We start from the raw sequence: 23,728 nt of genomic DNA, 5'->3' as shown, positions 1-23,728 counted from the left end.
CACACCACCGCGCCCGGCCGCACCACCCGCCCGGTTCCTCCGCCGTACCCGCACGACACCTCCCGTACCCGCACGGCCCGTCACGCCCGCCCCGGGCGGCACCCCACCCGGGACCGCACCGCGCCCTGCCCGCTCACCGGCCCCTCCCTGCGTCCGGCACCACCCCGCAGAGGAGACCCCATCCGCCGAGGGGATTCGTCATGGCTCCAGAACCACCCCTGCTCACCATGTCCGGCATCACCAAGTCCTTCCCCGGCGTGCGCGCCCTCGACGGCGTGGACCTGGAGGTCCAGGCCGGCGAAGTCCACTGCCTCCTCGGCCAGAACGGCGCCGGCAAGTCCACCCTGATCAAGGTGCTCGCCGGGGCCCACCAGCCCGACGACGGCGAGATCACCTGGCGCGGCGCCCCCGCCGTGCTGAAGTCGCCCATCACCGCGATGCGGCTCGGCATCGCCACCATCTACCAGGAACTCGACCTGGTCGAAGGGCTGTCCGTCGCCGAGAACGTCTTCCTCGGCCACGAGCACACCAGCGCCGGATTCGTCGTCCGCACCCGCGAGGGCCGGCACGCGGCCGCCGCCCTGCTGAAACGGCTCGGCCACCCCGAGATCGACCCCGCCCGCCCGGTCGGCGAACTCCCCGCCGCCCAGCAGCAGATCGTCTCGATGGCCCGCGCCCTCTCCCACGACGTCCGGCTCATCGTGATGGACGAACCCTCCGCCGCCCTCGACCCCGACGAGGTCGACAACCTCTTCCGGATCGTCGACTCCCTCACCGCCGACGGCGTAGCCGTCGTCTACATCTCCCACCGCCTGGAGGAGATCCGCCGGATCGGCGACCGGGTCACCGTCCTCAAGGACGGCCGGGCCGTCGCGGTCGGCCTGCCCGCCGAGTCCACCCCGACCAAGGACATCGTGGCCCTGATGACCGGCCGCAACGTCGAGTACGTCTTCCCGCCGCGCCCCGCGCGCCCCGCCCCGGCCGAACGCCCCGCGCCCGTCCTCACCGTCGAAGGGCTCACCAGGAAGGGCGAGTTCGCCCCCGTCGACCTGGAACTGCGCCCCGGCGAGATCGTCGGCCTCGCCGGCCTCGTCGGCTCCGGGCGCTCCGAGATCCTGGAGACCGTCTACGGGGCCCGGCGGCCCTCCGCCGGCCGGGTCACCGTCGCGGGCCGCCCGCTGCGGCCGGGCAGCGTCCGCGCCGCCGTGGCCGCCGGGATCGGCCTCGCCCCCGAGGAACGCAAGGCCCAGGCCCTGCTGATGCTGGAGTCCGTCACCCGCAACGTCTCCGTGTCCACCCTGTCCCGCTTCTCCCGGGCGGGCTGGATCGACCGGCGGGCCGAGCGCGAGGCGGCCCGCGCCGCCACCCGGGAACTCTCCCTGCGCCCCGACAACCCCGACACCGCCGTCCGCACCCTCTCCGGCGGCAACCAGCAGAAGGCCGTCCTGGCCCGCTGGCTGCTGCGCGGCTGCCGGGTGCTGCTGCTCGACGAACCGACCCGCGGCGTGGACGTCGGCGCCCGCGCCGAGCTCTACGCCGTGATCCGCCGGCTGGCCGACGAAGGCCTCGCCGTTCTGCTCGTCTCCAGCGAAGTGCCCGAAGTCCTGGGCCTCGCCGACCGGGTGCTCGTCCTGCGGGAGGGCCGCGTCGTCCACGAGGCCGCCGCCGGGGACCTCGACGAGCACCGCGTACTCGACCTCGTGATGGAAGGGAGCCCGACGTCATGACGCAGCCCGTCTCATCGGCGCGGCACAGCGGGCCGGACAAGGGCGCAGCGCCCGTCCCGGCCCCCACGTCCCCGAAGAAGGACGGATCCGCGCGCACCCTCCGGCTGCGCGCGGACGTCCACAGCCTCTCCCTGCTCGGCGTCCTCGCCGTGCTCGTCCTGGTCGGCGGCATCACCGAGCCCGACGCCTTCCTGGACACCGGGAACCTCCAGCTCATCCTGACCCAGTCCTCCGTCATCGGCGTCGTCACCGTCGGCATGACCTTCGTCATCACCAGCGGCGGCATCGACCTGTCCGTCGGCGCCATGGTCGCGCTGGCCTCCGTCTGGGCGACGACGGTCGCCACCCAGGACTACGGCTTCGCGGGCATCCTGTTCACCGCCGTCCTGGTCGGCCTCGGCGCCGGTCTCGTCAACGGGGTGCTCATCGCGTACGGCCGGGTCGTCCCCTTCATCGCCACCCTGGCGATGCTCGCCTCGGCCCGCGGTCTGGCCCTCCAGATCACCGACGGCAAGACCCAGATCGTCACCGTGAAATCGGTCCTCGACCTGGGCCTGCCCGACGCCTACGTCCTCGGCGTCCCGCCACTGGTCCTGATGTTCGCCGCCGTCACCGTCGTCGGCTGGCTGGTGCTCAACCGCACCACCTTCGGCCGCCGCACGGTCGCCGTCGGCGGCAACGCCGAGGCCGCCCGGCTGGCCGGCATCGACGTCCGCCGCCAACGGCTCTACCTCTACCTGCTCTCCGGACTCTGCTGCGGCATCGCCGCGTTCATGCTGGTCATCCTGTCCGGCTCGGGCCAGAACACCAACGGCAACCTGTACGAACTCGACGCCATCGCCGCCGTGATCATCGGCGGCACCCTGCTCAGCGGCGGCCGGGGCACCATCGTCGGCTCCGTGCTCGGCGTCCTCGTCTTCACCACCATCACCAACATCTTCGCGCTCAACAATCTGCAGAGCGACGTCCAGCAGATCGCCAAGGGAGCGATCATCGTCGCCGCCGTCCTCGTCCAGGGCCGCACCTCGGCCCGCGCGGGGACCTGACGGCCCGGCTCCTCCCGCACCCGTTCGCACCCCCTCCCACGCCGCACTCCCGGATGAAGGGTTTGACAGCCATGCCAGAAACCAGCCGCAGACGACTTCTCTTCGGCTCCGCCGCCGTCTCCGCGGGCGCCCTGCTCACCGCCTGCACCAGCAACGACCCCAAGGAGAAGGACACCGCCGTCCAGAGCAACGCCCCGGCCGCCGACGACAAGCCCGGCAAGCCCGTCACCATCGGCTTCGCCGGCCCCCAGGCCGACCACGGCTGGCTCAACGCCATCAACGAGAACGCCAGGTCCCGGGCGAAGAAGTACTCCGAGGTGACCCTGGAGACAACCGAGGGCTCCAACGACACCGCCGCCCAGATCGGCCAGGTCAAGACGCTCATCAACAAGAAGGTCGACGTCCTGGTGATCCTGCCGGCCGACGGCAAGGCCCTCACCCAGGTCGGCCTGGAAGCCATGCGGGCCGGCATCCCCGTGATCAACCTGGACCGCGTCTTCGCCTCCCCGCAGGCCTACCGCTGCTGGGTCGGCGGCGACAACTACGGCATGGGGCTCAACGCCGGCACGTACATCGGGGAACAGCTCAAGGGCAAGGCGAACGCCAAGGTCGTCGAGCTGGCCGGCATCGACAACCTGGAACTGACCAAACAGCGCAGCCAGGGCTTCGCGGACGCGCTGAAGAACTACCCCAACATCAAGCTGGTGGCCCGTCAGGCCGCCGACTTCACCGTCGAGTCCGGCCAGGCCAAGATGGCCCAACTGCTGCAGGCGCAGAAGCAGTTCGACGCGCTGTGGAACCACGACGACGACCAGGGCGTGGGCGCGCTGCGCGCCATCCAGCAGGCCGGACGCGACGAGTTCCTGATGGTCGGCGGCGCCGGGGCCAAATCCGCCATGGACGCCATCAAGGCCGACAACAGCGTGCTCAAGGCCACCGTGCTCTACCCGCCGACCATGGCCGCCTCGGCCATCGACCTGGCCCGCGCGCTCGGCCAGGCCAAGGGGGTGGCCGGACTCGCCGAGATGGAGATCCCGACCAACCTCACCCTGTACTCCGCGGTCGTCACCAAGCAGAACATCGACCAGTACCTGCCCACGGGCTTCAACTAGACGGCCGACCGAGGGGGGTGAGCCCCCCCGGCCGCACCCACTGAACCACCGACGAGGAGGAAGCCCGGATGGCCCGTAGGGAAGACACAGAGCAGGAGTCGGCCGCGCCGCCGACGCACCGGCCGACGGCGAGCACACCCACGCTCGGCGTCGGCATGGTCGGATACGCGTTCATGGGAGCCGCCCACTCACAGGGGTGGCGCACCGCGGGCCACGTCTTCGAACTGCCCATGAGACCGGCGCTCGCCGCGATCTGCGGCCGCGACCGCACCGCCGTCCAGGCCGCGGCCGACCGGCACGGCTGGGCGGCGGCGGAGACCGACTGGCGCGCCCTGATCGCCAGGGACGACGTCCAGCTCGTGGACATCTGCACCCCGGGCGACAGCCACGCCGAGATCGCCATCGCGGCCCTGGAGGCCGGCAAGCACGTGCTGTGCGAGAAGCCGCTGGCCAACACGGTCGCGGAGGCGGAGGCCATGACCGAGGCGGCCCGGCGCGCCGCCGCCCGCGGCCAGGTCGCGATGTCCGGCTTCAACTACCGCAGGGTCCCCGCGACGGCCTACGCCCGCCGGCTCATCGCCTCGGGCCGGCTCGGCACCCTGCGCCACGTCCGGGCCACCTACCTCCAGGACTGGCTGGTCGACCCGGCCTCGCCGCTCACCTGGCGGCTGCGCAAGGACCGGGCCGGGTCCGGCGCGCTCGGCGACCTCGGCGCGCACATCGTGGACCTCGCCCAGTATCTGGCCGGCGAACCGCTGGTGGCCGTCTCGGCGCTGAGCGAGACCTTCGTCCGGGAACGGCCGCTGCTCGCCGGGCCCTCGGGCGGACTCGGCGGGGTGGCCGCCGAGGGGGAGTACGGGGCGGTGACGGTGGACGACGCCGCGCTGTTCACCGGCCGCCTCGCCTCCGGCGCGCTGGCCTCCTTCGAGGCGACCCGGATGGCGGCCGGCCGCAAGAACGCGCTGCGGCTGGAGATCAACGGGGAGCTGGGCTCGCTCGCCTTCGACCTGGAACGCCTCAACGAGCTGTCCTTCCACGACCACACCGAGCCCGCCACCACGGCCGGCTTCCGCCGCATCCTGGTCACCGAGCCCGAGCACCCCTATCTGGAGGCGTGGTGGCCGCCGGGGCACGCGCTGGGCTACGAGCACACCTTCATCCACCAGGCCCGCGACGTGGTGCGCACCATCGCCGAAGGCACCGCCCCCGTCCCGTCGTTCGCCGACGGGCTCCAGGTGCAGCGGGTGCTGGCGGCGGTCGAGGAGAGCGCCGCCAAGAACTCCGTCCTCACCCCCGTAGCGTCCTAGGAGGTTCCGCGCATGCCCCGTCCCTTCACCCTCTTCACCGGCCAGTGGGCCGACCTGCCGCTGGAGGAGGTCTGCCGCCACGCCCGCGACTTCGGCTACGACGGTCTCGAACTGGCTTGCTGGGGCGACCACTTCGAGGTCGACAAGGCCCTGGCCGACCCCGGCTACCTGGAGGGCCGCCACCAACTGCTCGACAAGTACGGCCTGAAGTGCTGGGCGGTCTCCAACCACCTGGTCGGCCAGGCCGTCTGCGACAGCCCCATCGACGAACGCCACCAGGGGATCCTGCCCGCCAGGATCTGGGGGGACGGGGAGCCGGAGGGGGTGCGCCGGCGCGCTGCCGAGGAGATCAAGAACACCGCGCGGGCGGCAGCCGCGTTCGGCGTGGACACCGTCATCGGCTTCACCGGCTCCTCGATCTGGCATCTGGTCGCCATGTTCCCGCCGGTCCCGCCGCACATGATCGAACGGGGCTACGAGGACTTCGCGGAGCGCTGGAACCCGATCCTCGACGTGTTCGACGCCGAGGGCGTGCGGTTCGCCCACGAGGTGCACCCCAGCGAGATCGCGTACGACTACTGGACCACGCACCGCGCCCTGGAGGCGGTGGACCACCGGCCCGCCTTCGGGCTGAACTTCGACCCCAGCCACTTCGTCTGGCAGGACCTGGACCCGGTGGGCTTCCTGTACGACTTCCGGGACCGGATCTACCACGTGGACTGCAAGGAGGCCCGCAAGCGCCTGGACGGGCGCAACGGGCGGCTGGGCTCGCACCTGCCCTGGGGCGATCCGCGCCGGGGCTGGGACTTCGTCTCGGCCGGGCACGGGGACGTGCCCTGGGAGGACGTCTTCCGGATGCTGCGGTCCATCGGCTACGACGGGCCGGTGTCCGTCGAGTGGGAGGACGCCGGGATGGACCGGCTGGCGGGGGCGCCGGAGGCGCTGGCCTCGCTGAAGAGGTTCGACTTCGACCCGCCGAGCGCGTCCTTCGACGCGGCCTTCGGCGGCAACGACTGACCGCTTCGGGCAACGACCGACCGCTTCCGGCTCCGACCGACGCTTCCTGATCCGACCGACCGCGTCGGGGGCACCGCCCCCGACGCCGCCCCCGGCCCGTTCCGGGGCCACCGCGCACGGCGGCACCGCACCGCGCCGCCGTGCCGGTCCGCCCTGCCCGCACCCTCCTTTGTCCTGGCCAGGGAAGAAGTTCGACAAGGCTCTGCACAAGGGCTTTCCGTCCCGGACGAACAGGTCTACCGTCCAAGACGTGTACATGAAGTAACTCTCCCGTCACCGGAGCCCCAGGGGCCCCGGTGACCTGCGCGGCAGTCCCCGCGCGGAACGGCACGGCAGCACCCGCCCGTACAACCGGCACCTTCCGGAGGACACACTCGTGCACAGATCCAGAACCGCGACCGGCTCCCGAGCCGGCAGCCGCATCCGGCTCCGCGTCCGCAAGTCCCTCGCGCTGTTCACCGGTGGCCTGCTCGCCGCCGCCACCCTCAGCCTGAGCGCCACCGTCTCCCCGGCGGCGGCCCACGAGGAGCCCGCCCCGGCACCGGCCGCCGAGGACTTCCAGCAGGTCACGCTCGCCAAGGGCGCGGCCGAGACCGGCGAACCGATGTCGCTGGCCGTGCTGCCCGACCGCAGCGTGCTGCACACCTCCCGCAGCGGCGAGCTGCGCATCACCGACAGCGCGGGCAACACCAGGATCTCCGGCGTCGTCCCCGTCTACTCCCACGACGAGGAGGGCCTCCAGGGCATCGGGGTCGACCCGCACTTCAGTGAGAACCGGGCGATCTACCTCTACTACGCGCCCCCGCTGGACACGCCCGCCGGCGACGCCCCGGAGACCGGCACCGCCGCCGACTTCGCGAAGTTCGACGGCGTCAACCGCCTCTCCCGCTTCGTCCTCAACGAGGACGGCACCCTGGACCTCGGCAGCGAGAAGAAGGTCCTCGACGTCAAGACGTCGCGCGGCATCTGCTGCCACGTCGGCGGTGACATCGACTTCGACGCCGACGGCAACCTGTACCTGTCGACCGGCGACGACTCCAACCCCTTCGCGTCGGACGGCTACACGCCGATCGACGAGCGCCCGGACCGCAACCCGGCGTTCGACGCCCGCCGCTCGGCCGGCAACACCAACGACCTGCGCGGCAAGATCCTCCGCATCAAGGTCGCCGAGGACGGCTCGTACACCATTCCGGAAGGCAACCTCTTCGCGCCGGGCACGGACAAGACCCGTCCCGAGATCTACGCGATGGGCTTCCGCAACCCGTTCCGCTTCTCCGTCGACAAGCCGACCGGCATCGTCTACGTCGGTGACTACGGCCCCGACGCCGGAGCGGCCGACCCCAAGCGCGGCCCGGCCGGGCAGGTCGAGTTCGCCCGGGTGACCAAGGCCGGGAACTTCGGCTGGCCGTTCTGCACCGGTGCCAACGACGCCTACATCGACTACGACTTCGCGACGAAGACCTCCGGCGCCGCCTTCGACTGCGCGGCCCCGAAGAACACCTCGCCGCACAACACCGGCCTCGTCGACCTGCCGCCCGCCCAGGAGGCGTGGATCCCGTACGACGGCGGCTCCGTCCCCGAGTTCGGGACCGGCTCCGAATCGCCCATGGGCGGACCGGTCTACCACTACGACCCGGACCTCGACTCGCCCGTGAAGTTCCCCGAGGCCTACGACGGCGACTTCTTCGCCGGTGAGTTCGGCCGCCGGTGGATCAAGCGCATCGAGCAGGACGCCGACGGGAAGGTCCAGTCGATCAACGACGTCCCGTGGTCGGGCACCCAGATCATGGACATGGCCTTCGGCCCGGACGGGGCGCTGTACGTCCTGGACTACGGCCTCTCCTGGTTCGGCGGCGACGAGAACTCAGCCCTGTACCGCATCGAGAACGCCACCGGGGGACGCTCCCCGATCGCCGAGGCCGCCGCGAACAAGACCTCGGGTACCGCGCCGCTCAAGGTGCGGTTCTCCTCGGCCGGCACCACGGACGCCGACGGCGACGCGCTCACGTACGCCTGGGACTTCGGCGACGGAGGCACCTCGACCGCCGCGAACCCCACGTACACGTACAAGAAGAACGGCACCTACACCGCGACCGTCACGGCGAAGGACCCCACCGGGCGGACCGGCTCGGCCAGCGTCCACGTCACCGTCGGCAACACGGCCCCGGTCGTCAAGCTGGAACTCCCGGGCGACGGCCAGCTGTTCACCTTCGGCGACGAGATCCCGTTCAAGGTCACCGTCACCGATCCCGAGGACGGCACCATCGACTGCTCCAAGGTCGAGGTCAGCTTCGTGCTCGGACACGACAGCCACGGCCACCCGATCACCTCGGCGCACGGCTGCACCGGCACCCTCACCACGAAGATGGACGGCGGCCACGACCCCAACGCCAACATCTTCGGCGTCATCAACGCCGCCTACACCGACAACGGCGGCGGCGGCCAGCCCGCGCTGAGCGGCCATGACCAGGCGCAGCTCCAGCCCCGCCACCGGCAGGCCGAGCACTTCTCCGACTCGTACGGCATCAAGACGTACGACAAGGCGAACGCCGAGGGCGGAAAGACGGTCGGTGACATCGACAACGACGACTGGATCTCCTTCAAGCCGTACATCCTCGGTGACTCCACCAAGCTCACCGCCCGGATCTCGTCCGGCGGCGCGGGAGGGTTCCTGGAGGTCCGCTCCGGCTCCGCGACCGGGAAGATCCTCGGCTCGGCGCCGGTCCCGGTGACGGGGAGCTGGGAGACGTTCCAGGACATCGACGTCCCGCTGCGCGGCGTTCCGAAGAAGGCCACCGAGCTCTTCCTGGTCTTCAAGGGCGGCGACGGAGCGCTCTTCGACATCGACTCCTTCGAGCTCTCGAACACTCCGCCGGACAAGACCGCCAAGCGCGTCCTGGTCTTCTCCAAGACCGCCGGCTTCCGCCACGACGCGATCCCCGAAGGCATCGCCGCACTGAAGGAGCTGGGCAAGGACAGCAACATCACGGTCGACGCCACCGAGGAGGCCGGCCAGTTCACCACGGCCAACCTGGCCCGCTACGACGCCGTCGTCTTCATGTCGACCACCGGTGACGTCCTCAACGCCGACCAGCAGAAGGCATTCGAGAACTACATCGCCGGCGGTGGCGGCTACATGGGCGTCCATGCCGCGGCCGACACCGAGTACGACTGGTCGTTCTACGGCGGACTCGTCGGCGCGTACTTCTCCGGCCACCCCGCCATCCAGCCCGTCACGGTCCGCGTCGAGGACCACAAGCACCCGGCCACCGCCCACCTGGGCGACTCCTGGCAGCGCACCGACGAGCTGTACAACTACCGCACCAACCCGCGCGACAAGGTGAAGGTCCTCGCCACCCTCGACGAGACCACCTACACCGGCGGCACCATGAAGGGCGACCACCCCATCACCTGGTGCCAGACCTACCAGGGCGGACGCTCCTTCTACACCGGTCTCGGCCACACCAAGGAGTCCTACGCCGAAGCCGACTTCCGGGGACTGCTCCTCGGCGGTCTGCGGTACGCGGCCGGCCAGGTCAAGGCCGACTGCAAGCCCGCCACCGGCTACCGTTCGATCTTCAACGGCGAGACCCTCGAAGGCTGGAAGCAGGCCGGACCCGGAAAGTTCGACGTCGTCGACGGTGAGCTGCGCTCCGAGGGCGGCATGGGCCTGCTGACCTACCAGGCCAAGGAACTGGGCGCCTACTCCCTGAAGCTCGACTGGAAGCTGGAGGGCGACTCCAACTCCGGCGTCTTCGTCGGCTTCCCGGAGTCGGACGACCCCTGGTCCGCGGTGAACAACGGCTACGAGGTGCAGATCGACGCCACCGACGCCGCCGACCGCACCACCGGCTCCGTCTACACCTTCAAGGCCGCGAACATCAAGGCCCGCGACCAGGTGCTCCGCCCGCCGGGCCAGTGGAACAGCTACGAGATCAAGGTCCAGGGCGAACGGCTCCAGATCTTCCTCAACGGGGTGAAGATCAACGACTTCACCAACACCGACCCGGCCCGCAGCCTCAGGAACGGCTACATCGGCCTCCAGAACCACGGGGCGAACGACCACGTGTCCTTCCGCGACATCCAGCTGAAGGAACTGCCCCAGGCGTAGGCCCGGACCGGGGGCGGGCGGAACGACCCGTCCCGCCCGCCCCCGGCCACCACCACCCCGGCCCCCTCCCGTACAGCGCCACCCCTCCGCCCAGCCAGGACCACCAGCCAGGGAGGCAGTCCCGTGTCAGCACACGCCGTTCGTACCGGAGTCTGGTTCATCGGAGCACGCGGCTCCGTCGCCACCACCGCCACGGCGGGATGCGCGGCGCTCGCGGCGGGCCTCCACCCGGCGGCCGGCATGGTCACCGAGACCGCCGCTTTCGCCGACAGCGGACTGCCGTCCCTGTCCACGCTCGTCTTCGGCGGACACGACACCCTCGACTGCCCGCTCCCCAAACGCGCCGAGGCGCTGGCCGAGGGCGGCGTCCTGCCGCACGGACTGCCCTCCGCCGTGCACGCCGAACTCGCCGCCGCCGACGCGGAGATCCGCCCCGGCGGCCCGCTGCCCGGCGACACCCGCACCGACGAGGAACTCATCGCGGCCTTCGCCGCCGACCTCACCGACTTCACCCGCCGGGGCGCACTCGCCCGCACCGTCGTCGTCAACGTCGCCTCCACCGAACCCGCCCCCGCCGCCGACGCCGCACGGCTCCCCGCCAGCTCCCTGTACGCCGCCGCCGCGCTCCGGGCCGGCTGCGCCTACGTCAACTTCACCCCCTCCACCGGACTGCACGCCCCCGCACTCCGGGACGCCGCCGCGACCGCAGGACTCCCGTACGCCGGACGGGACGGCAAGACCGGCCAGACCCTCCTGCGCTCGGTCCTCGCCCCGATGTTCGTCCAGCGCGCCCTGCCCGTCCGCGCCTGGTCCGGCACCAATCTGCTGGGCGGCGGCGACGGCGCGGCCCTCGCCGACCCCGCCGCGGCCGCCGCGAAGAACGCCGGCAAGGAACGCGTCCTCGCCGACACCCTCGGCGCCGCCCCCGAGGGCGAGGTCCACATCGACGACGTACCCGCCCTCGGCGACTGGAAGACCGCCTGGGACCACATCGCCTTCGACGGATTCCTCGGCGCCCGGATGGTCCTCCAGACGACCTGGCAGGGCTGCGACTCCGCCCTCGCCGCGCCCCTCGTCCTCGATCTGGCCCGGCTGCTCGCCCGCGCCCACGAGGCGGGGCTGAGCGGACCGCGCCCGGAGCTGGCTTTCTACTTCAAGGACCCGGACGGCGGGCCCGCCGCCCTCTCCGAGCAGTACCTCTCCCTCCTCGCCTTCGCCGAGCGGCTGAGGGACGAGCGATGACGGCAGCCGCCTGGGCGGAACTCCTCAGGATCTCCGCGCTCTTCACCGTGCCCGGCGACGCCCTCGCCGGCGCCGCCGCGGCCGGACTGCGCCCCTGCCGTGCCACGGCCCTGGCCGCGGGGGCCTCGCTCTGCCTGTACGAGGCCGGCATGGCGCTCAACGACTGGGCGGACCGCGACGAGGACGCCGTCGACCGGCCGCACCGGCCGATCCCCTCGGGCCGGATCACCCCGCGTGCCGCGCTCACCGCCGCAGGCGCCCTGACCGCCGCCGGACTCGCCCTCGCCGCCCGCGCCGGACGCCCCGCCCTCACCGTCGCCACCGGCCTCGCCGCCACCGTCTGGGCCTACGACCTCCGCCTCAAGCACACCCCCGCCGGCCCCGCCGCGATGGCCGCCGCCCGGGGCCTGGACCTGCTCCTCGGCGCGACGGCGACCGCGACGGCGCAGGGCCGGCGCGGAGCGGGAGCGGGACGGACGGCGCCCTTGGGCGACGGCCCCGCCCCGTCACGGAAGGGACGCGTCAGGGCCCCCGGGCCCGTGGCCCCCGCCCTGCCCACCACCCCGAGCGCGACGGCCCGGCCCGCCGCGTCCGGCACCCAGCCGCCGACGCAGGCCCCGGCCTCCGCCCTCCGCGCGCAGCCGACGACGAAGCTCCGGGCCACCGGTGGCCCGGCCTCCTTGTCCCTTCCCGCCCCCGCGTCCCTCCCGGCCTCCTTGTCCCTTCCCGCTCCGCGCTCCGTCCTCGCCGCCGCAGCGCTCCTCACCGCCCACACGTACGCCGTCACCGCCGTCTCCCGCCACGAGGCGCACGGCGGATCGACCACGGCCCCCCTCGCGGCCCTCGCGGCCGTCACCGCGCTCGGCGGGGCGGTGGCCGCCGGGCGGGGCGCGGCCGGCCCGGCCGCCGCGACTCCCGGAGGGCTGCTGCGCACCGCCCTGGCCGGGGCGTACCTCCGCACCGCTGCCCGGCCCCTCGCCCACGCCGCGCTCAACCCCTCGCCGGCGCTCACCCAGCGCGCGGTCGGCGGGGGCATCCGGGCGATGATCCCGCTCCAGGCCGCCCTGGCGGCCCGCGCCGGGGCCGCCCGAACGGGGCTCGCCGTCATGGGCCTCGTCCCGCTCGCCCGCGCCCTCTCCCGGAAGGTGAGCCCCACATGACCCTGCGCCTCGGCTACGGCACCAACGGGCTCACCGACCTCCGTCTGGACGACGCCCTCGCGCTCCTCGCCGACCTCGGCTACGACGGTGTCGGCCTCACCCTCGACCACATGCACCTGGACCCGATGGCCCCGGACCTCGCGGCCCGGACCCGCCGGGTCGCCGCCCGCCTCGGCGCGCTGGGGCTCGGTGTCACCGTGGAGACCGGGGCCCGCTACGTCCTCGACCCGCGCCGCAAGCACGGCCCCTCCCTGCTCGACCCCGACCCCGAGGCCCGCGCCGCCCGCACCGCGCTGCTCGTCCGGGCCGTGGACGTCGCCGTCGACCTCGGCGCCCACGCCGTGCACTGCTTCAGCGGGGTGATGCCGCCGGGCACCGACCCTGACACCGCCTGGCAGCGGCTGACCGGCGCGCTTGCCCCGGTCCTGGAGGCCGCCGCGCGCGCGGGCGTGCCGCTGGCCGTCGAACCGGAGCCCGGCCACCTCGTCGCCCGGATCGACGACTTCCACCGCCTGCGCGCCCTGTGCGGGAACCCGGACCCGCTCGGCCTCACCCTGGACATCGGCCACTGCCAGTGCCTGGAGACCGCGTCGCCCGCCGACTGCGTCCGCGCCGCCGCCCCCTGGCTGCGCCACGTCCAGATCGAGGACATGCGGTGCGGCGTGCACGAGCACCTGCCCTTCGGCGACGGGGAGATCGACTTCCCGCCGGTGCTCGACGCGCTCGACGCGCTCGGCACCGCCGGATACCTGGGGCTCACCGTCGTCGAGCTGCCCCGCCACTCCCACGCCGGACCCGAACTCGCCCGTACCAGCCTCGACTTCCTGAACACGCACCGGCCGGTCCCCGCGACCTCCGAAAGGAGTACGTCATGACCCCGGCCCCCGTCCTGCCCCCGCTCCTTCCCGCACTCCTGACCCGCGAGGAACTCGACGCCCTGCTCGGCGGAGCCGCCCGCGCCTGGCTCGACGAGGCACTGGCCGAGGCCGCCCACGCCGTCACCCGCCCGGACTCCGCCCCCACCGGCGGCTACGCCGTCCCCCCGTGGGAACTGCGGTACGCCGCCGCCGGCCGCCACTGCGGACGTGAGCACGGCGACTCCGTACGCGCGCTGCTGCTCACCGAGGCACGCGCCGGCCTGCCCACCCTGACCCGGCTCTACGAGCAGGGCACCGCCGCCGAACGCCGCGCCGTGCTGCGGACCCTGCCCGCGCTCGGGCTCGGGGACACCGCGCTCCCGCTGGTCGAGGACGCCCTGCGCACCAATGACACCACCCTCGTGGCCGCCGCCGTCGGACCGTACGCCGCCGCCCACCTGGCCCCGCACGCCTGGCGCCACGCCGTCCTGAAGTGCCTGTTCACCGGCGTCCCCCTCGACGCCGTCGACGCGCTGGACCGGCGCGCCCGCGACGACGCCGAACTCGCCCGGATGCTCCGGGACTTCGCCGCCGAACGCACCGCCGCCGGCCGCGCCGTCCCCGCCGACCTGCACCGCGCGCTGTCCCTCGCGGCCCCCACGGCCCCGTCCGCTCCCACGGCCCCCGCCGCCCCGACGCCCCCCACGCAGGAGTCCTGATGCGCATCTTCGACCCGCACATCCACATGACCTCCCGCACCACGGACGACTACCGGGCGATGTACGACGCCGGGGTCCGCGCCCTCGTCGAACCCTCCTTCTGGCTCGGCCAGCCCCGCACCTCGCCCGCCAGCTTCCTCGACTACTTCGACGCCCTGCTCGGCTGGGAGCCCTTCCGCGCCGCGCAGTACGGCATCGCCCACCACTGCACCCTCGCCCTCAACCCCAAGGAGGCGAACGACCCGCGCTGCACCCCCGTCCTCGACGCCCTGCCCCGCTACCTCGTCAAGGACTCCGTCGTCGCCGTCGGGGAGATCGGCTACGACTCCATGACCCCGGCCGAGGACACCGCGCTCGCCGCCCAGCTCCAACTGGCCGCCGACCACGGACTCCCGGCCCTCGTCCACACCCCGCACCGGGACAAGCTCGCCGGACTGCACCGCACCATCGACGTGGTACGCGAGTCCGCCCTGGCCCCCGAGCGCGTCCTGCTCGACCACCTCAACGAGACGACCGTCCAGGACGCCCTCGACAGCGGCTGCTGGGCCGGGTTCTCGATCTATCCCGACACCAAGATGGACGAGGACCGCATGGTCGCCGTCCTCCAGACGTACGGAACCGAGCGGATCCTCGTCAACTCGGCCGCCGACTGGGGGAGAAGCGACCCCCTCAAGACCCGCAGGGTGGCCGACGCGATGCTCGCCGCCGGCTTCACCGAGGACGACGTCGACCTCGTCCTGTGGCGCAACCCCGTCGCCTTCTACGGCCAGAGCGGCCGCCTCCACCTCGACATGCCCGCCCCCGAACCCCTCCACGAGGGCAACTCCATCCTGCGCGGCGGGGAGTGAGGCGATGCGCTTCCGGCACCCCGACGGCACCGTCCTCCACCTCGCGTACTGCACCAACGTCCACCCCGCCGAAACCCTCGACGGCGTCCGGGCGCAACTGCGCGACCACTGCGAACCCGTACGCAAACGGCTCGGCCGCGACCGCCTCGGCATCGGCCTCTGGCTCGCCCGCGACGCCGCCCGCGCCCTGACCGACGACCCCGCACGGCTGCGCGCCCTGCGGGCCGAACTCGACGCGCGCGGCTTGGAGGTCGTCACCCTCAACGGCTTCCCCTACGAGGGGTTCGGCGCCGAGGAGGTCAAGTACCGGGTCTACAAGCCGGACTGGACCGACCCGGAACGCCTCGCCCACACCACCGACCTCGCCCGGCTCCTCGCCGCCCTGCTCCCCGACGACGTCACCGAGGGCACCGTCTCCACCCTGCCGCTGGCCTGGCGCACCCCGTACACCGGCGACCCCGACGCCGCCCGCACCGCCCTGGCCGCCCTCACCACCCTCGGCGAACGGCTCGACGCCCTGGCCGACCTCACGGGCAAGTCCATCCGCATCGGCCTGGAACCCGAACCCGGCTGCACCGTCGAGACCACCGCCGGGGCCATCGCCCCCCTCACCGAGGTCGGCCACCCCCGCATCGGCGTCTGCGTCGACACGTGCCACCTCGCCACCTCCTTCGAGGACCCGGACACCGCGTTCGACGCCCTGGACGCGGCCGGCGTCCCCGTCGTCAAGACCCAGCTCTCCGCCGCCCTGCACGCCGAACACCCCCACCTCCCCGAGGTCCGCACCGCGCTGGCCGCCTTCGCCGAACCCCGCTTCCTCCACCAGACCCGCACCGCGACCGCCGCCGGACTGCGCGGCACCGACGACCTCGGCGAAGCCGTCGGGGGAGACGCGCTGCCCGACGGCTCCCCGTGGCGCGCCCACTTCCACGTCCCCCTGCACGCCCCGCCCGCACCCCCGCTCACCTCCACCCTGCCCGTCCTGCGCACCGCGCTCGCCCGGCTGGCCGGCGGCGCCCACCCGCGCACCCGGCACCTGGAGGTGGAGACGTACACCTGGCAGGCGCTCCCGGCCGAACTGCGCCCCCGCACCCGCGTCCAGCTCGCCGACGGCATCGCCGCCGAACTCACCCTCGCCCGCGACCTCCTGGTCGACCTCGGCCTCAAGGAACTGCCATGACCACCGCCGGCGCGACCCCCACGCCCACCCCGCTCCTCGTCCTCGACGTCGTCGGCCTCACCCCCCGGCTCCTGGACCACATGCCCCGCCTCAAGGCGCTCGGAGAGTCCGGCACCCACGCCCCGCTCGGCACCGTGCTCCCCGCCGTGACCTGCGCCGCCCAGTCCACCTTCCTCACCGGAACCACCCCCGCCGAGCACGGCATCGTCGCCAACGGCTGGTACTTCCGCGAACTCGGCGACGTCCTCCTGTGGCGCCAGCACAACGGACTCGTCTCCGGCGACAAGCTCTGGGACGCCGCCCGCCGCGCCCACCCCGGCTACACCGTCGCCAACATCTGCTGGTGGTACGCCATGGGCGCCGACACCGACATCACCGTCACCCCGCGCCCCGTCTACTACGCCGACGGCCGCAAGGAACCCGACTGCTACACCCGCCCGCCCGCCCTCCACGACGAACTCACCGACACACTCGGCACGTTCCCCCTCTTCCACTTCTGGGGACCCGGTGCCGACCTCGTCTCCTCGCAGTGGATCATCGACGCCACCCGGCACATCCTCGACACCCGCCACCCCGACCTGGCCCTGTGCTACGTCCCCCATCTCGACTACGACCTCCAGCGCTACGGCCCCGACGACCCGCGCGCCTTCGCCGCCGCCGCCGAACTGGACCGGGCCCTCGCCCCGCTCCTGGACGACGCCCGCCGCGAGGGCCGCACCGTCGTGGCGCTCTCCGAGTACGGCATCACCCGCGTCGACCGCCCCGTCGACATCAACCGGGCGCTGCGCCGCGCCGGCCTCCTGGAGGTCCACACCCAGGACGGCATGGAATACCTCGACCCGATGGCCTCCCGCGCCTTCGCCGTCGCCGACCACCAGCTCGCCCACGTCTACGTACGGCGCCCCGAGGACCTGGAAGCGGCCCGCGCCGCCCTGGCGGAGCTGCCGGGCATCGAACAGCTCCTGGACGACGAGGGGAAGAAGGCCCACGGCCTGGACCACCCCCGCTCCGGCGAACTCGTCGCCGTCGCCGCACCGGACGCCTGGTTCACGTACTACTACTGGCTCGACGACGCCCGCGCCCCCGACTTCGCGCAGCTCGTCGAGATCCACCGCAAACCCGGCTACGACCCCGTGGAACTCTTCATGGACCCCGAGGATCCCTACGTCCGGGTCAGGGCGGCCACCGCCGTCGCCCGCAAGAAGCTCGGGATGCGCTACCGCATGGCGGTCGTGCCGCTCGACCCGTCCCCCATCCGCGGCAGCCACGGCCGCCTGCCCACGAGCGACGACGAAGGTCCGCTCATCCTCTGCTCCACCCCCCACGCGTTCACCGGCCCGGTCCGGGCCACCGAAGTGAAGTCCCTGCTCCTCGCACTCGCCGGCCTCGCATGACCGGCCCGCGCAGTGGTTCCCGCACACCCTCGACAAGGAGACAGATCGTGACCGCGTACAACGAATCCGGTTCGGACGAAGCCCTGCGCCGCAGCCTCGGCATCAGCCGCCGGGGCTTCCTGAGCACCTGTACGGCCGTCGCGGCGGGCGCCGTCGCCGCGCCCGTCTTCGGTGCCGCGCCGGCCTTCGCCCAGCCCGCCCCCGACCGGGGCAACGGGAAGGGCCTGTCCCTGGTCCCGGCGGACAAGCGGGGCATCATCCTCTACACCGTGCGCGACGCCACCGGCCGCGACCCGCTCAGCACGGACCTGCCCTCCGGCTTCCGCGAGGTCTTCGCCGAACTCGCCCGCTACGGCTACCGGCAGGTCGAGTTCGCCGGATACGGCCAGCACGCCAACGCCCCCGGCGGCGGCAACCTCCAGACCGTCGAGGGAGCCAAGCTGCTGCGCTCCTGGCTCGACGAGTCGGGACTGCGGGCCCAGGGCAACCACGGCTTCATCCCCGGCTCCTGGCCGCTCACCACGGCCGACCTGGACGAGTTCAAGCGCCACCTGGAGATCGCGAACATCCTCGGCATGGACCACATGGGCACCGGCGGCGACCCCACCGGCAGCGCCTACCGGGCCGACTGGGACCTGGCCGCCGAGAAGTGGAACGTCCTCGGACGCATCGCCACCTCCGCCGGGATCAAGCTCTACACCCACAACCACGACGCCGCCTACGGCTTCCTGCTCGACGGCGGCCCGCTCGACGCCCAGGGCCGCCCCACCCGCAGCTCCGGCATCCGCAAGCTGGAGTACTTCCTCCAGCAGACCGACCCCAAGCACGTCTGGCTGGAGATGGACATCTACTGGGCGCACGTCGCCCAGTACAAGTTCCACACCTACACCGCCCACGACGGCTCCACCCGCGAGAACGTCTTCGACCCGGCCGCCCTGGTCCGCTCCCACACCAAGCGCTACCCGCTGTTCCACGCCAAGGACGGCGTCGTCAACACCACCAACGGCCAGGGCTACGACATGGTCCCGTTCGGCACCGGCGTCATCGACTACCGGACCTTCTTCCGCCGCGTCGGCGCGAAGAACTACCACAACCCGATGGTCGAGCAGGACAACGCGCCCAGCTCGTCCGACCCCGCCCAGTCCCTGACCCACGCCCGGATCGGCTACGACCACCTGGCGGCGCTGCGCAAGTAGCACCCGCTCCGGCGGTCCCGCAACCGGCTCCGGTGCGCCGCGCACGACGGGCCTCCCCGCACCCCGCGGAGAGGCCCGTCGGCGCACCCGGCCCGGGCGCCGCCGCTCAGCCGATGCCCTGCCGGTCCGGCAGCAGCGCGAACGCCCGCTCGGACTCGTCCGGCACCGTGCGCTCCACCGCCCGCACCAGCAGCGCGCGGTGCCGCAGCAGCGGGCCCTGCCGCTCGGGCCCGGCCAGCAGGGCCAGATCGTCGAAGGCCGCCAGCAGCCGCCGGGTGACCTGCGGACTGTCCGGGGCGCAGCGCCGGATCTCCTCGAAGCCGAGATCCACGAACCCCTCCCAGGTCGGCACCGGCTGCACCAGCCGCACCGCGCCGGCCCGGTCCCGGTGGTGGACGGTGCCCAGGGGGAGCGGCGCGAGCGCCGCGAGGAACTGCACGACGCGGTCCAGGCACTGCACGGCCGTCGTGGGATCGTTCACCGACGTCGACAGCGCGCGCAGCGCGATGTCGGACAACTGGCGCAGCCCGAACGCCGGATCCTGGTGCAGGGTGCGCTCGACCCCCACCGACACCGTGTACCGCAGCGCCCGCCGCCCCGGCGCGCTCCCGCCGTGCACCGCGAGCACCGGCGTGCCCGGCACGACGAAGTCCCCGAGCCGGGGGATCAGCCGCAGCACGGCCCCCTGCCGCCGCGCCGCCCGGACCAGCCGGACCACGTTCACGTCCCGCAGCACCCCGGCCCGCCCCTCGTACCGGATCACCCCGGTCTCCGCGGGCACGGCCTCCGGCTCCGGCCGGCCGACGGGCATCCGCCCCAGCGCCCGGAACGATTCCCGGGTGATCCGGTCGACGACCGGCCCGACCTGCATGAGCCGCAGGGTGGAGCTGACGTACGCGATGAAGAGCAGCAGGCTGAGCGCGACGAGCAGGGCGGTCAGCACACTCTGCAGGAACGGCACCGACACCACGCGGCGCGGATCGGCCGTGCTCTCGTACGAACTGAGCACCAGCAGCGAGAACACGAACGTCGCCAGGAACACCGACAGCGTGAGCTTGCTGATCCGGCTCCGTACGAAGATCCGCACCACCCGGGGCGTGAGCTGCCCGCTCGCCATCTGCACGGCCACCAGCGAGATGCTGAAGACCACACCGATGAACGTCATCATCGCCGAGCTGACCGTGACGACGATCGTCCTGGTGTCCTCGGCGATCGAGACCAGGTCCCTGATCTCCTCGTACGCCCCCTCGTCCTTCAGATACGCGATGATCCGCTCGTCCAGCGCCGACGCCGCCAGCCAGAGCGCGACGGCGCAGACCAGCGTCGCGGCCGGAGCGAACCAGAAGGTCTCGCGCAGATGCTCGCGCAGGGGCGACAGCGCCCGGGGTGGCCGGTGGCCGCGATCACTCATGCCCGCGAACGTAACCCGCCCGGCCCGCCCGCCGAAGCACCCGCCCGCACGGTGTGTACGCACTCCCTCACGCTCCGCCCACCCCGCCCGTCGGGCCCTTCCTTTCAGGGCGATGACCACCGGATATGCAGGTGAGAGGCACCCCAAACCCCTGGTATTGTTTTCTTTGTCGCCGCGGGAAACCGGGGCCGACCACCTGGTCCGGGTGGCGGAATGGCAGACGCGCTAGCTTGAGGTGCTAGTGCCCTTTATCGGGCGTGGGGGTTCAAGTCCCCCCTCGGACACCAGCAGAGACCCCACTTCACGTGGGGTTTTTCTGTTTCTCCGGCTGTGGCGTGACCAACCACGTGACCAACAGCCGGGCGAATCTCCTGGTCAGACCAGGGATGACAGCCCGAGTCGGCCCGCTCCGGAAGCGGCCAGCCGCCGCGCTCCGTCCTTACGTGAGTGCCCGTACCGGGCCATGGTGTAGCCCGGCGAGTGGTGCCGGACGTTGGCGGAGACCTCAACGGGGTTCTCCCCGGCCTCCAGGTCGTTCGTGACCTTGCTGTGCCGCCAGTCGTGGATGCGGAAGTCCTCGGGTAGGTGAAGCCGGGTGCGCAGGGTGCGCCACCGTGCCGACACCTTCTCGGGGTCCTGCGGTCCGCCCGCCTCACCCCGGTACAGCTTGAAGCCGTCCCGAGCGAACACCAGGTCATGGTCCGCCCATGCAGGGCCGAGCCGTTCCCGCTCCGTGTCCTGGCGTTCCCGCTGCCACTTCAGGACGTTCATCACGGACTGGTCCACGTAGATCCGCGCGTTGTCGTCGCCGTCCTTGGTGAGCTTGCGCAGACGGTAGGCGTTGCCCTCCTCGATCACCACCCAGTCCAGTTCGATGGACCCCTCATCCCAGTTCACTAGGGACCACTTCATGCCCAGTGCCTCACTGGGCCGCACGCCAGTAGCGGCGTACACAGTCCACAGAGGGGCGTCACGGAGGTAGTGGTGAGTCAGGCCGCCGTCACAGGCTCTGTTGCCGCAGGGCTCCCACGCGGAGGCCAGGAAGCGCGCCGTCTGTCCGTCGTCCAGGGGCGGGTACCTCTGTTCCTGTGCCCGGATCTGCCGGGCGGTGGGCGGGTGCGCGGTCGCTGCCGGGTTCGCGGGTATCAGCTTCGGCGCTGCCGCGCCGAGAGCGCCAGACAGGATGTTGTGGACGTGTCGGACAGTCTTCACCCCCAAGGGCTTGCCGTTGTTCGTCGGGCACGGCGCTGTCTCCAGCAGCCGGTAGAGGTCATCCAAGGTGTCGTCCGTGACCTCGCACAGTTTCACGCTGCCGATGTGCGGCTTGATGTGCAGGCGGATCTTCGTCTCGTACCCGGCCACGGTCGCCCCCTCCTTCCTGTGATTCGACAGCCACTTGTCCAGCCAGTCACCCAGCTTCATGTCCGACCGGGCGGCGACCTTGCCCGCTTCGTAGTCGGTCGTCCACTGCCGAAGCGCCTTCTCCGCCGCCGTCTTGTTCTTGAACTCCCGCCCTGTCCAAAAGAGATCCCGCTTCCCCGTCGCCTTGTTGAAGTGTTCAGGCGTACGGACACCCCACGTGCCTGCCCGCCCCTTGCGCGGGATGAGCACCGGAGTGCCTCCCATCCCGTTGCCACGCTTCGCCACCTACTGTCTCCCCCTCGTTCTACCGCAGCCACTACGGCTGCGGCACGCCTGCAACGTTGACCCCCTTCAGGGTCTCGATCGCTTTGTCTGTGAGTTGTCCGCCCGCCTTGCCTTCGACCTTGGTCAGGAAGCCACGCTGACGCGCCGCCCGGAGGTGACCCTTCAACGTGGCTTGCTTCGCGCCTGTCCACAGCTCCAGGTCCCGAGCGGGTGCGCGCCGTCCGGCGTTCACGAAGCGCACGTAGAGGGCTGAGACCACGGCGAGGTACTCGTCAGAGACCCCCTTGGGCAGGCTGGCCAGGTCACGCCGGAAGTTCTCGACCGCCTTTTTCCCGGCGTTCGCCAGCTCCGCCAGCGGGCCCAACTCTTCCGCGAAAGCAGTCGTGTCGATCTGGCGCAGAACCGTGCTGGTGATACCGCGCGCAACCTCCTGGGCGTCGCCTTCCTCGTGAGCTTCGATCCGGATTTCCTGCGGACCGCCCGAAGCGGAGTCGAGCGGAAGCCACAGGGTGACCTTCCATGCGCCGATGCGCTGCACCTGTTCGATGCCCGCACGGGGTGCGGGGCCGTCCTCGTGATCAACGGTGTTCGTCATGAGCGACACCGTACGGAACGCAACCACACCAGGCAAGTCCGGGTGTGACTCATCCGGCTTTGACTGACCCAGACTGATAGTGCAGGATGGGCAGCCCCTGAAGGGGACCCCCACCGCAGACAGAGGAGATCACCCGTTGGAGAACGCCCGACTGATGAGCGTCGCCGAACTGGCCGAGTACCTGGGCGTCACGCCCGCATGGGTCTACAACAACCACCGCCCACTCAACATCCCCGCCCGCAAGATCGGCGGACACCTCCGCTTCCGCCTTGTCGACGTGGACCGCTGGATCGATCGGGACTGCCTGGCCACTGGCTGACGCCACCCGCACGCCCGCCTCACGAAGGGGGGCACATGTCCCGCCGTCCGGCGGGGGTCACTGGCGCACCCGTGTGCGCCACACAGGAAGGAGCCGCAACCAGTGGCTATCAGCTTCGGCCATGACCGCCCATGGGGCGGGGTCTCTCGGCGCGAGTACCGGCGCATGGCGCAGAACCATGGACACCCGCTCTCCTACCGGGTGCACTTCGCTGCCATCGGATGGGCAGACCGGCAGGGGCACGCCGCGTTCGAGCCGGGCCGACTGGCCGCACTGCTCGGCAAAGAAGGCAAGCGACTGTCCGACCAGGGCACCCGCAACGCGGTAGCACGCGCCAAGGAGTTGCACCTCGTCTCGCCCCGTTCCGGCGCGGCCTGCCTGGTGCTACCGCCTCACCTGTTCCAGAAGGCCAAGGGTGCGCCGGTACCCTGCCGCGTCCACCAGGACAGGTGACCGCACACCACGCGTGTAGTCAGAGCACGTCTCGCGTGTGCTCATATCGCACCTGACCCGCGCGAATGTTCAAGTCCTCTCTTATCTATTTGGCTCCAGTGCAGTGCGGCCCCCCCGGGGCCGACAGAGGGGAGCCTCTTGTCTCAGCGGCGAACAGAAGCGGGGCGCGGCAGCGCCCACCGTGGCAGTGCACCGGCGAAGGAGTAGGCGGCGGTGGGCGGCTCCGCCGCCATAGTCGGAAGCCGCTTCACCAGTGCGGCCCGGAGGGCCGACAGAGGGAAGGCCCAGGAAGCTAGTACTCCAGTCTGACTTCGCGATCTTGCTGGTGGACCCGGCTGGAAACGGGTACGGCCACCGCGTGATCATCGGGGGTTGTGTGGACTCCTG

The 23,728-nt window shown here is 72.0% G+C and carries 19 protein-coding genes and 1 tRNA gene; 17 read left to right on the top strand and 3 right to left on the bottom strand.

Features of this window, described 5'->3' with window-relative positions; translation table 11 throughout:
* Positions 1 to 200: 200 nt before the first annotated feature.
* The 14 genes from ACWCXC_RS29885 to ACWCXC_RS29820 all read left to right on the top strand — a co-directional run bounded on the left by ACWCXC_RS29885 (position 201) and on the right by ACWCXC_RS29820 (position 18,916).
* Positions 201 to 1,727, top strand: a complete 1,527-nt coding sequence (locus ACWCXC_RS29885) for a sugar ABC transporter ATP-binding protein (RefSeq protein ID WP_450891064.1) — start codon at positions 201 to 203, stop codon at positions 1,725 to 1,727.
* Positions 1,724 to 2,773 (top strand): ABC transporter permease, encoded by a 1,050-nt coding sequence (locus ACWCXC_RS29880; protein WP_450682962.1) that lies wholly within the window; start codon positions 1,724 to 1,726, stop codon positions 2,771 to 2,773. The genes ACWCXC_RS29885 and ACWCXC_RS29880 overlap by 4 nt, the downstream gene beginning before the upstream one ends.
* A 71-nt stretch (positions 2,774 to 2,844) precedes the next feature.
* Positions 2,845 to 3,885: a substrate-binding domain-containing protein gene (locus tag ACWCXC_RS29875; RefSeq protein WP_450682961.1), complete on the top strand. Its 1,041-nt coding sequence runs from the start codon at positions 2,845 to 2,847 to the stop codon at positions 3,883 to 3,885.
* Between the two features lie 68 nt (positions 3,886 to 3,953).
* The gene (locus tag ACWCXC_RS29870) at positions 3,954 to 5,192 is read left to right on the top strand and encodes a Gfo/Idh/MocA family protein (protein ID WP_450682960.1); all 1,239 of its coding nucleotides are present in this window, start codon (positions 3,954 to 3,956) and stop codon (positions 5,190 to 5,192) included.
* Positions 5,193 to 5,204: 12 nt separating this feature from the next.
* Complete coding sequence (locus tag ACWCXC_RS29865; protein WP_450682959.1) at positions 5,205 to 6,209, top strand: sugar phosphate isomerase/epimerase family protein; 1,005 nt, start codon at positions 5,205 to 5,207, stop codon at positions 6,207 to 6,209.
* A gap of 376 nt (positions 6,210 to 6,585) precedes the next feature.
* Complete coding sequence (locus ACWCXC_RS29860; protein ID WP_450891063.1) at positions 6,586 to 10,320, top strand: ThuA domain-containing protein; 3,735 nt, start codon at positions 6,586 to 6,588, stop codon at positions 10,318 to 10,320.
* Between the two features lie 123 nt (positions 10,321 to 10,443).
* The gene (locus ACWCXC_RS29855) at positions 10,444 to 11,562 is read left to right on the top strand and encodes an inositol-3-phosphate synthase (protein WP_450891062.1); all 1,119 of its coding nucleotides are present in this window, start codon (positions 10,444 to 10,446) and stop codon (positions 11,560 to 11,562) included.
* A complete protein-coding gene (locus ACWCXC_RS29850; protein WP_450891061.1) occupies positions 11,559 to 12,722 on the top strand; it encodes an SCO3242 family prenyltransferase in 1,164 nt (387 codons plus the stop codon). Before ACWCXC_RS29855 ends, ACWCXC_RS29850 begins: the two co-directional genes overlap by 4 nt.
* Positions 12,719 to 13,597 carry a sugar phosphate isomerase/epimerase family protein gene (locus ACWCXC_RS29845; protein ID WP_450682955.1) on the top strand — a complete coding sequence of 293 codons (879 nt, stop codon included), beginning with the start codon at positions 12,719 to 12,721 and terminating at the stop codon, positions 13,595 to 13,597. Before ACWCXC_RS29850 ends, ACWCXC_RS29845 begins: the two co-directional genes overlap by 4 nt.
* Complete coding sequence (locus tag ACWCXC_RS29840) at positions 13,594 to 14,298, top strand: EboA domain-containing protein (protein ID WP_450891060.1); 705 nt, start codon at positions 13,594 to 13,596, stop codon at positions 14,296 to 14,298. Before ACWCXC_RS29845 ends, ACWCXC_RS29840 begins: the two co-directional genes overlap by 4 nt.
* A complete protein-coding gene (locus ACWCXC_RS29835) occupies positions 14,298 to 15,146 on the top strand; it encodes a TatD family hydrolase (RefSeq protein WP_450682953.1) in 849 nt (282 codons plus the stop codon). The genes ACWCXC_RS29840 and ACWCXC_RS29835 overlap by 1 nt, the downstream gene beginning before the upstream one ends.
* A gap of 4 nt (positions 15,147 to 15,150) precedes the next feature.
* Positions 15,151 to 16,326, top strand: coding sequence for a metabolite traffic protein EboE (gene eboE, locus ACWCXC_RS29830; protein ID WP_450891059.1), 1,176 nt, complete (start codon positions 15,151 to 15,153; stop codon positions 16,324 to 16,326).
* The gene (locus ACWCXC_RS29825; RefSeq protein ID WP_450891058.1) at positions 16,323 to 17,720 is read left to right on the top strand and encodes an alkaline phosphatase family protein; all 1,398 of its coding nucleotides are present in this window, start codon (positions 16,323 to 16,325) and stop codon (positions 17,718 to 17,720) included. The genes eboE and ACWCXC_RS29825 overlap by 4 nt, the downstream gene beginning before the upstream one ends.
* Positions 17,721 to 17,767: 47 nt before the next feature.
* Positions 17,768 to 18,916 (top strand): sugar phosphate isomerase/epimerase family protein, encoded by a 1,149-nt coding sequence (locus tag ACWCXC_RS29820; RefSeq protein WP_450682950.1) that lies wholly within the window; start codon positions 17,768 to 17,770, stop codon positions 18,914 to 18,916.
* Between the two features lie 106 nt (positions 18,917 to 19,022).
* Here the strand turns inward: ACWCXC_RS29820 and ACWCXC_RS29815 are convergent, their stop codons facing one another.
* Entirely contained in the window at positions 19,023 to 20,327 is a 1,305-nt protein-coding gene (locus tag ACWCXC_RS29815) for a DUF2254 domain-containing protein (RefSeq protein WP_450891057.1), read from the bottom strand.
* Between the two features lie 199 nt (positions 20,328 to 20,526).
* Between ACWCXC_RS29815 and ACWCXC_RS29810 the strand changes: the two genes are divergently transcribed.
* A tRNA-Leu gene (locus ACWCXC_RS29810) sits at positions 20,527 to 20,614 on the top strand.
* A gap of 88 nt (positions 20,615 to 20,702) precedes the next feature.
* On the opposite strand, the gene ACWCXC_RS29805 is transcribed toward ACWCXC_RS29810, so the two are convergent.
* Together ACWCXC_RS29805 and ACWCXC_RS29800 are read right to left on the bottom strand one after the other, a co-directional pair.
* Entirely contained in the window at positions 20,703 to 21,974 is a 1,272-nt protein-coding gene (locus ACWCXC_RS29805; RefSeq protein WP_450891056.1) for a tyrosine-type recombinase/integrase, read from the bottom strand.
* Between the two features lie 31 nt (positions 21,975 to 22,005).
* A complete protein-coding gene (locus tag ACWCXC_RS29800; protein WP_450891055.1) occupies positions 22,006 to 22,569 on the bottom strand; it encodes a hypothetical protein in 564 nt (187 codons plus the stop codon).
* Between the two features lie 136 nt (positions 22,570 to 22,705).
* Here ACWCXC_RS29800 and ACWCXC_RS29795 point away from each other — a divergent pair, with 136 nt between their 5' ends.
* Both ACWCXC_RS29795 and ACWCXC_RS29790 read left to right on the top strand, forming a co-directional pair.
* Positions 22,706 to 22,888, top strand: coding sequence for a helix-turn-helix domain-containing protein (locus tag ACWCXC_RS29795; protein WP_450891054.1), 183 nt, complete (start codon positions 22,706 to 22,708; stop codon positions 22,886 to 22,888).
* 102 nt (positions 22,889 to 22,990) lie between these two features.
* Positions 22,991 to 23,341 (top strand): hypothetical protein, encoded by a 351-nt coding sequence (locus tag ACWCXC_RS29790; RefSeq protein WP_450891053.1) that lies wholly within the window; start codon positions 22,991 to 22,993, stop codon positions 23,339 to 23,341.
* The last annotated feature ends 387 nt before the right edge of the window (positions 23,342 to 23,728 follow it).

Source organism: Streptomyces sp. NPDC001515 (assembly GCF_053597115.1).
The sequence above is the reverse complement of the archived record's forward strand: the minus strand, read 5'-3'. Positions and strand labels throughout refer to the sequence as shown.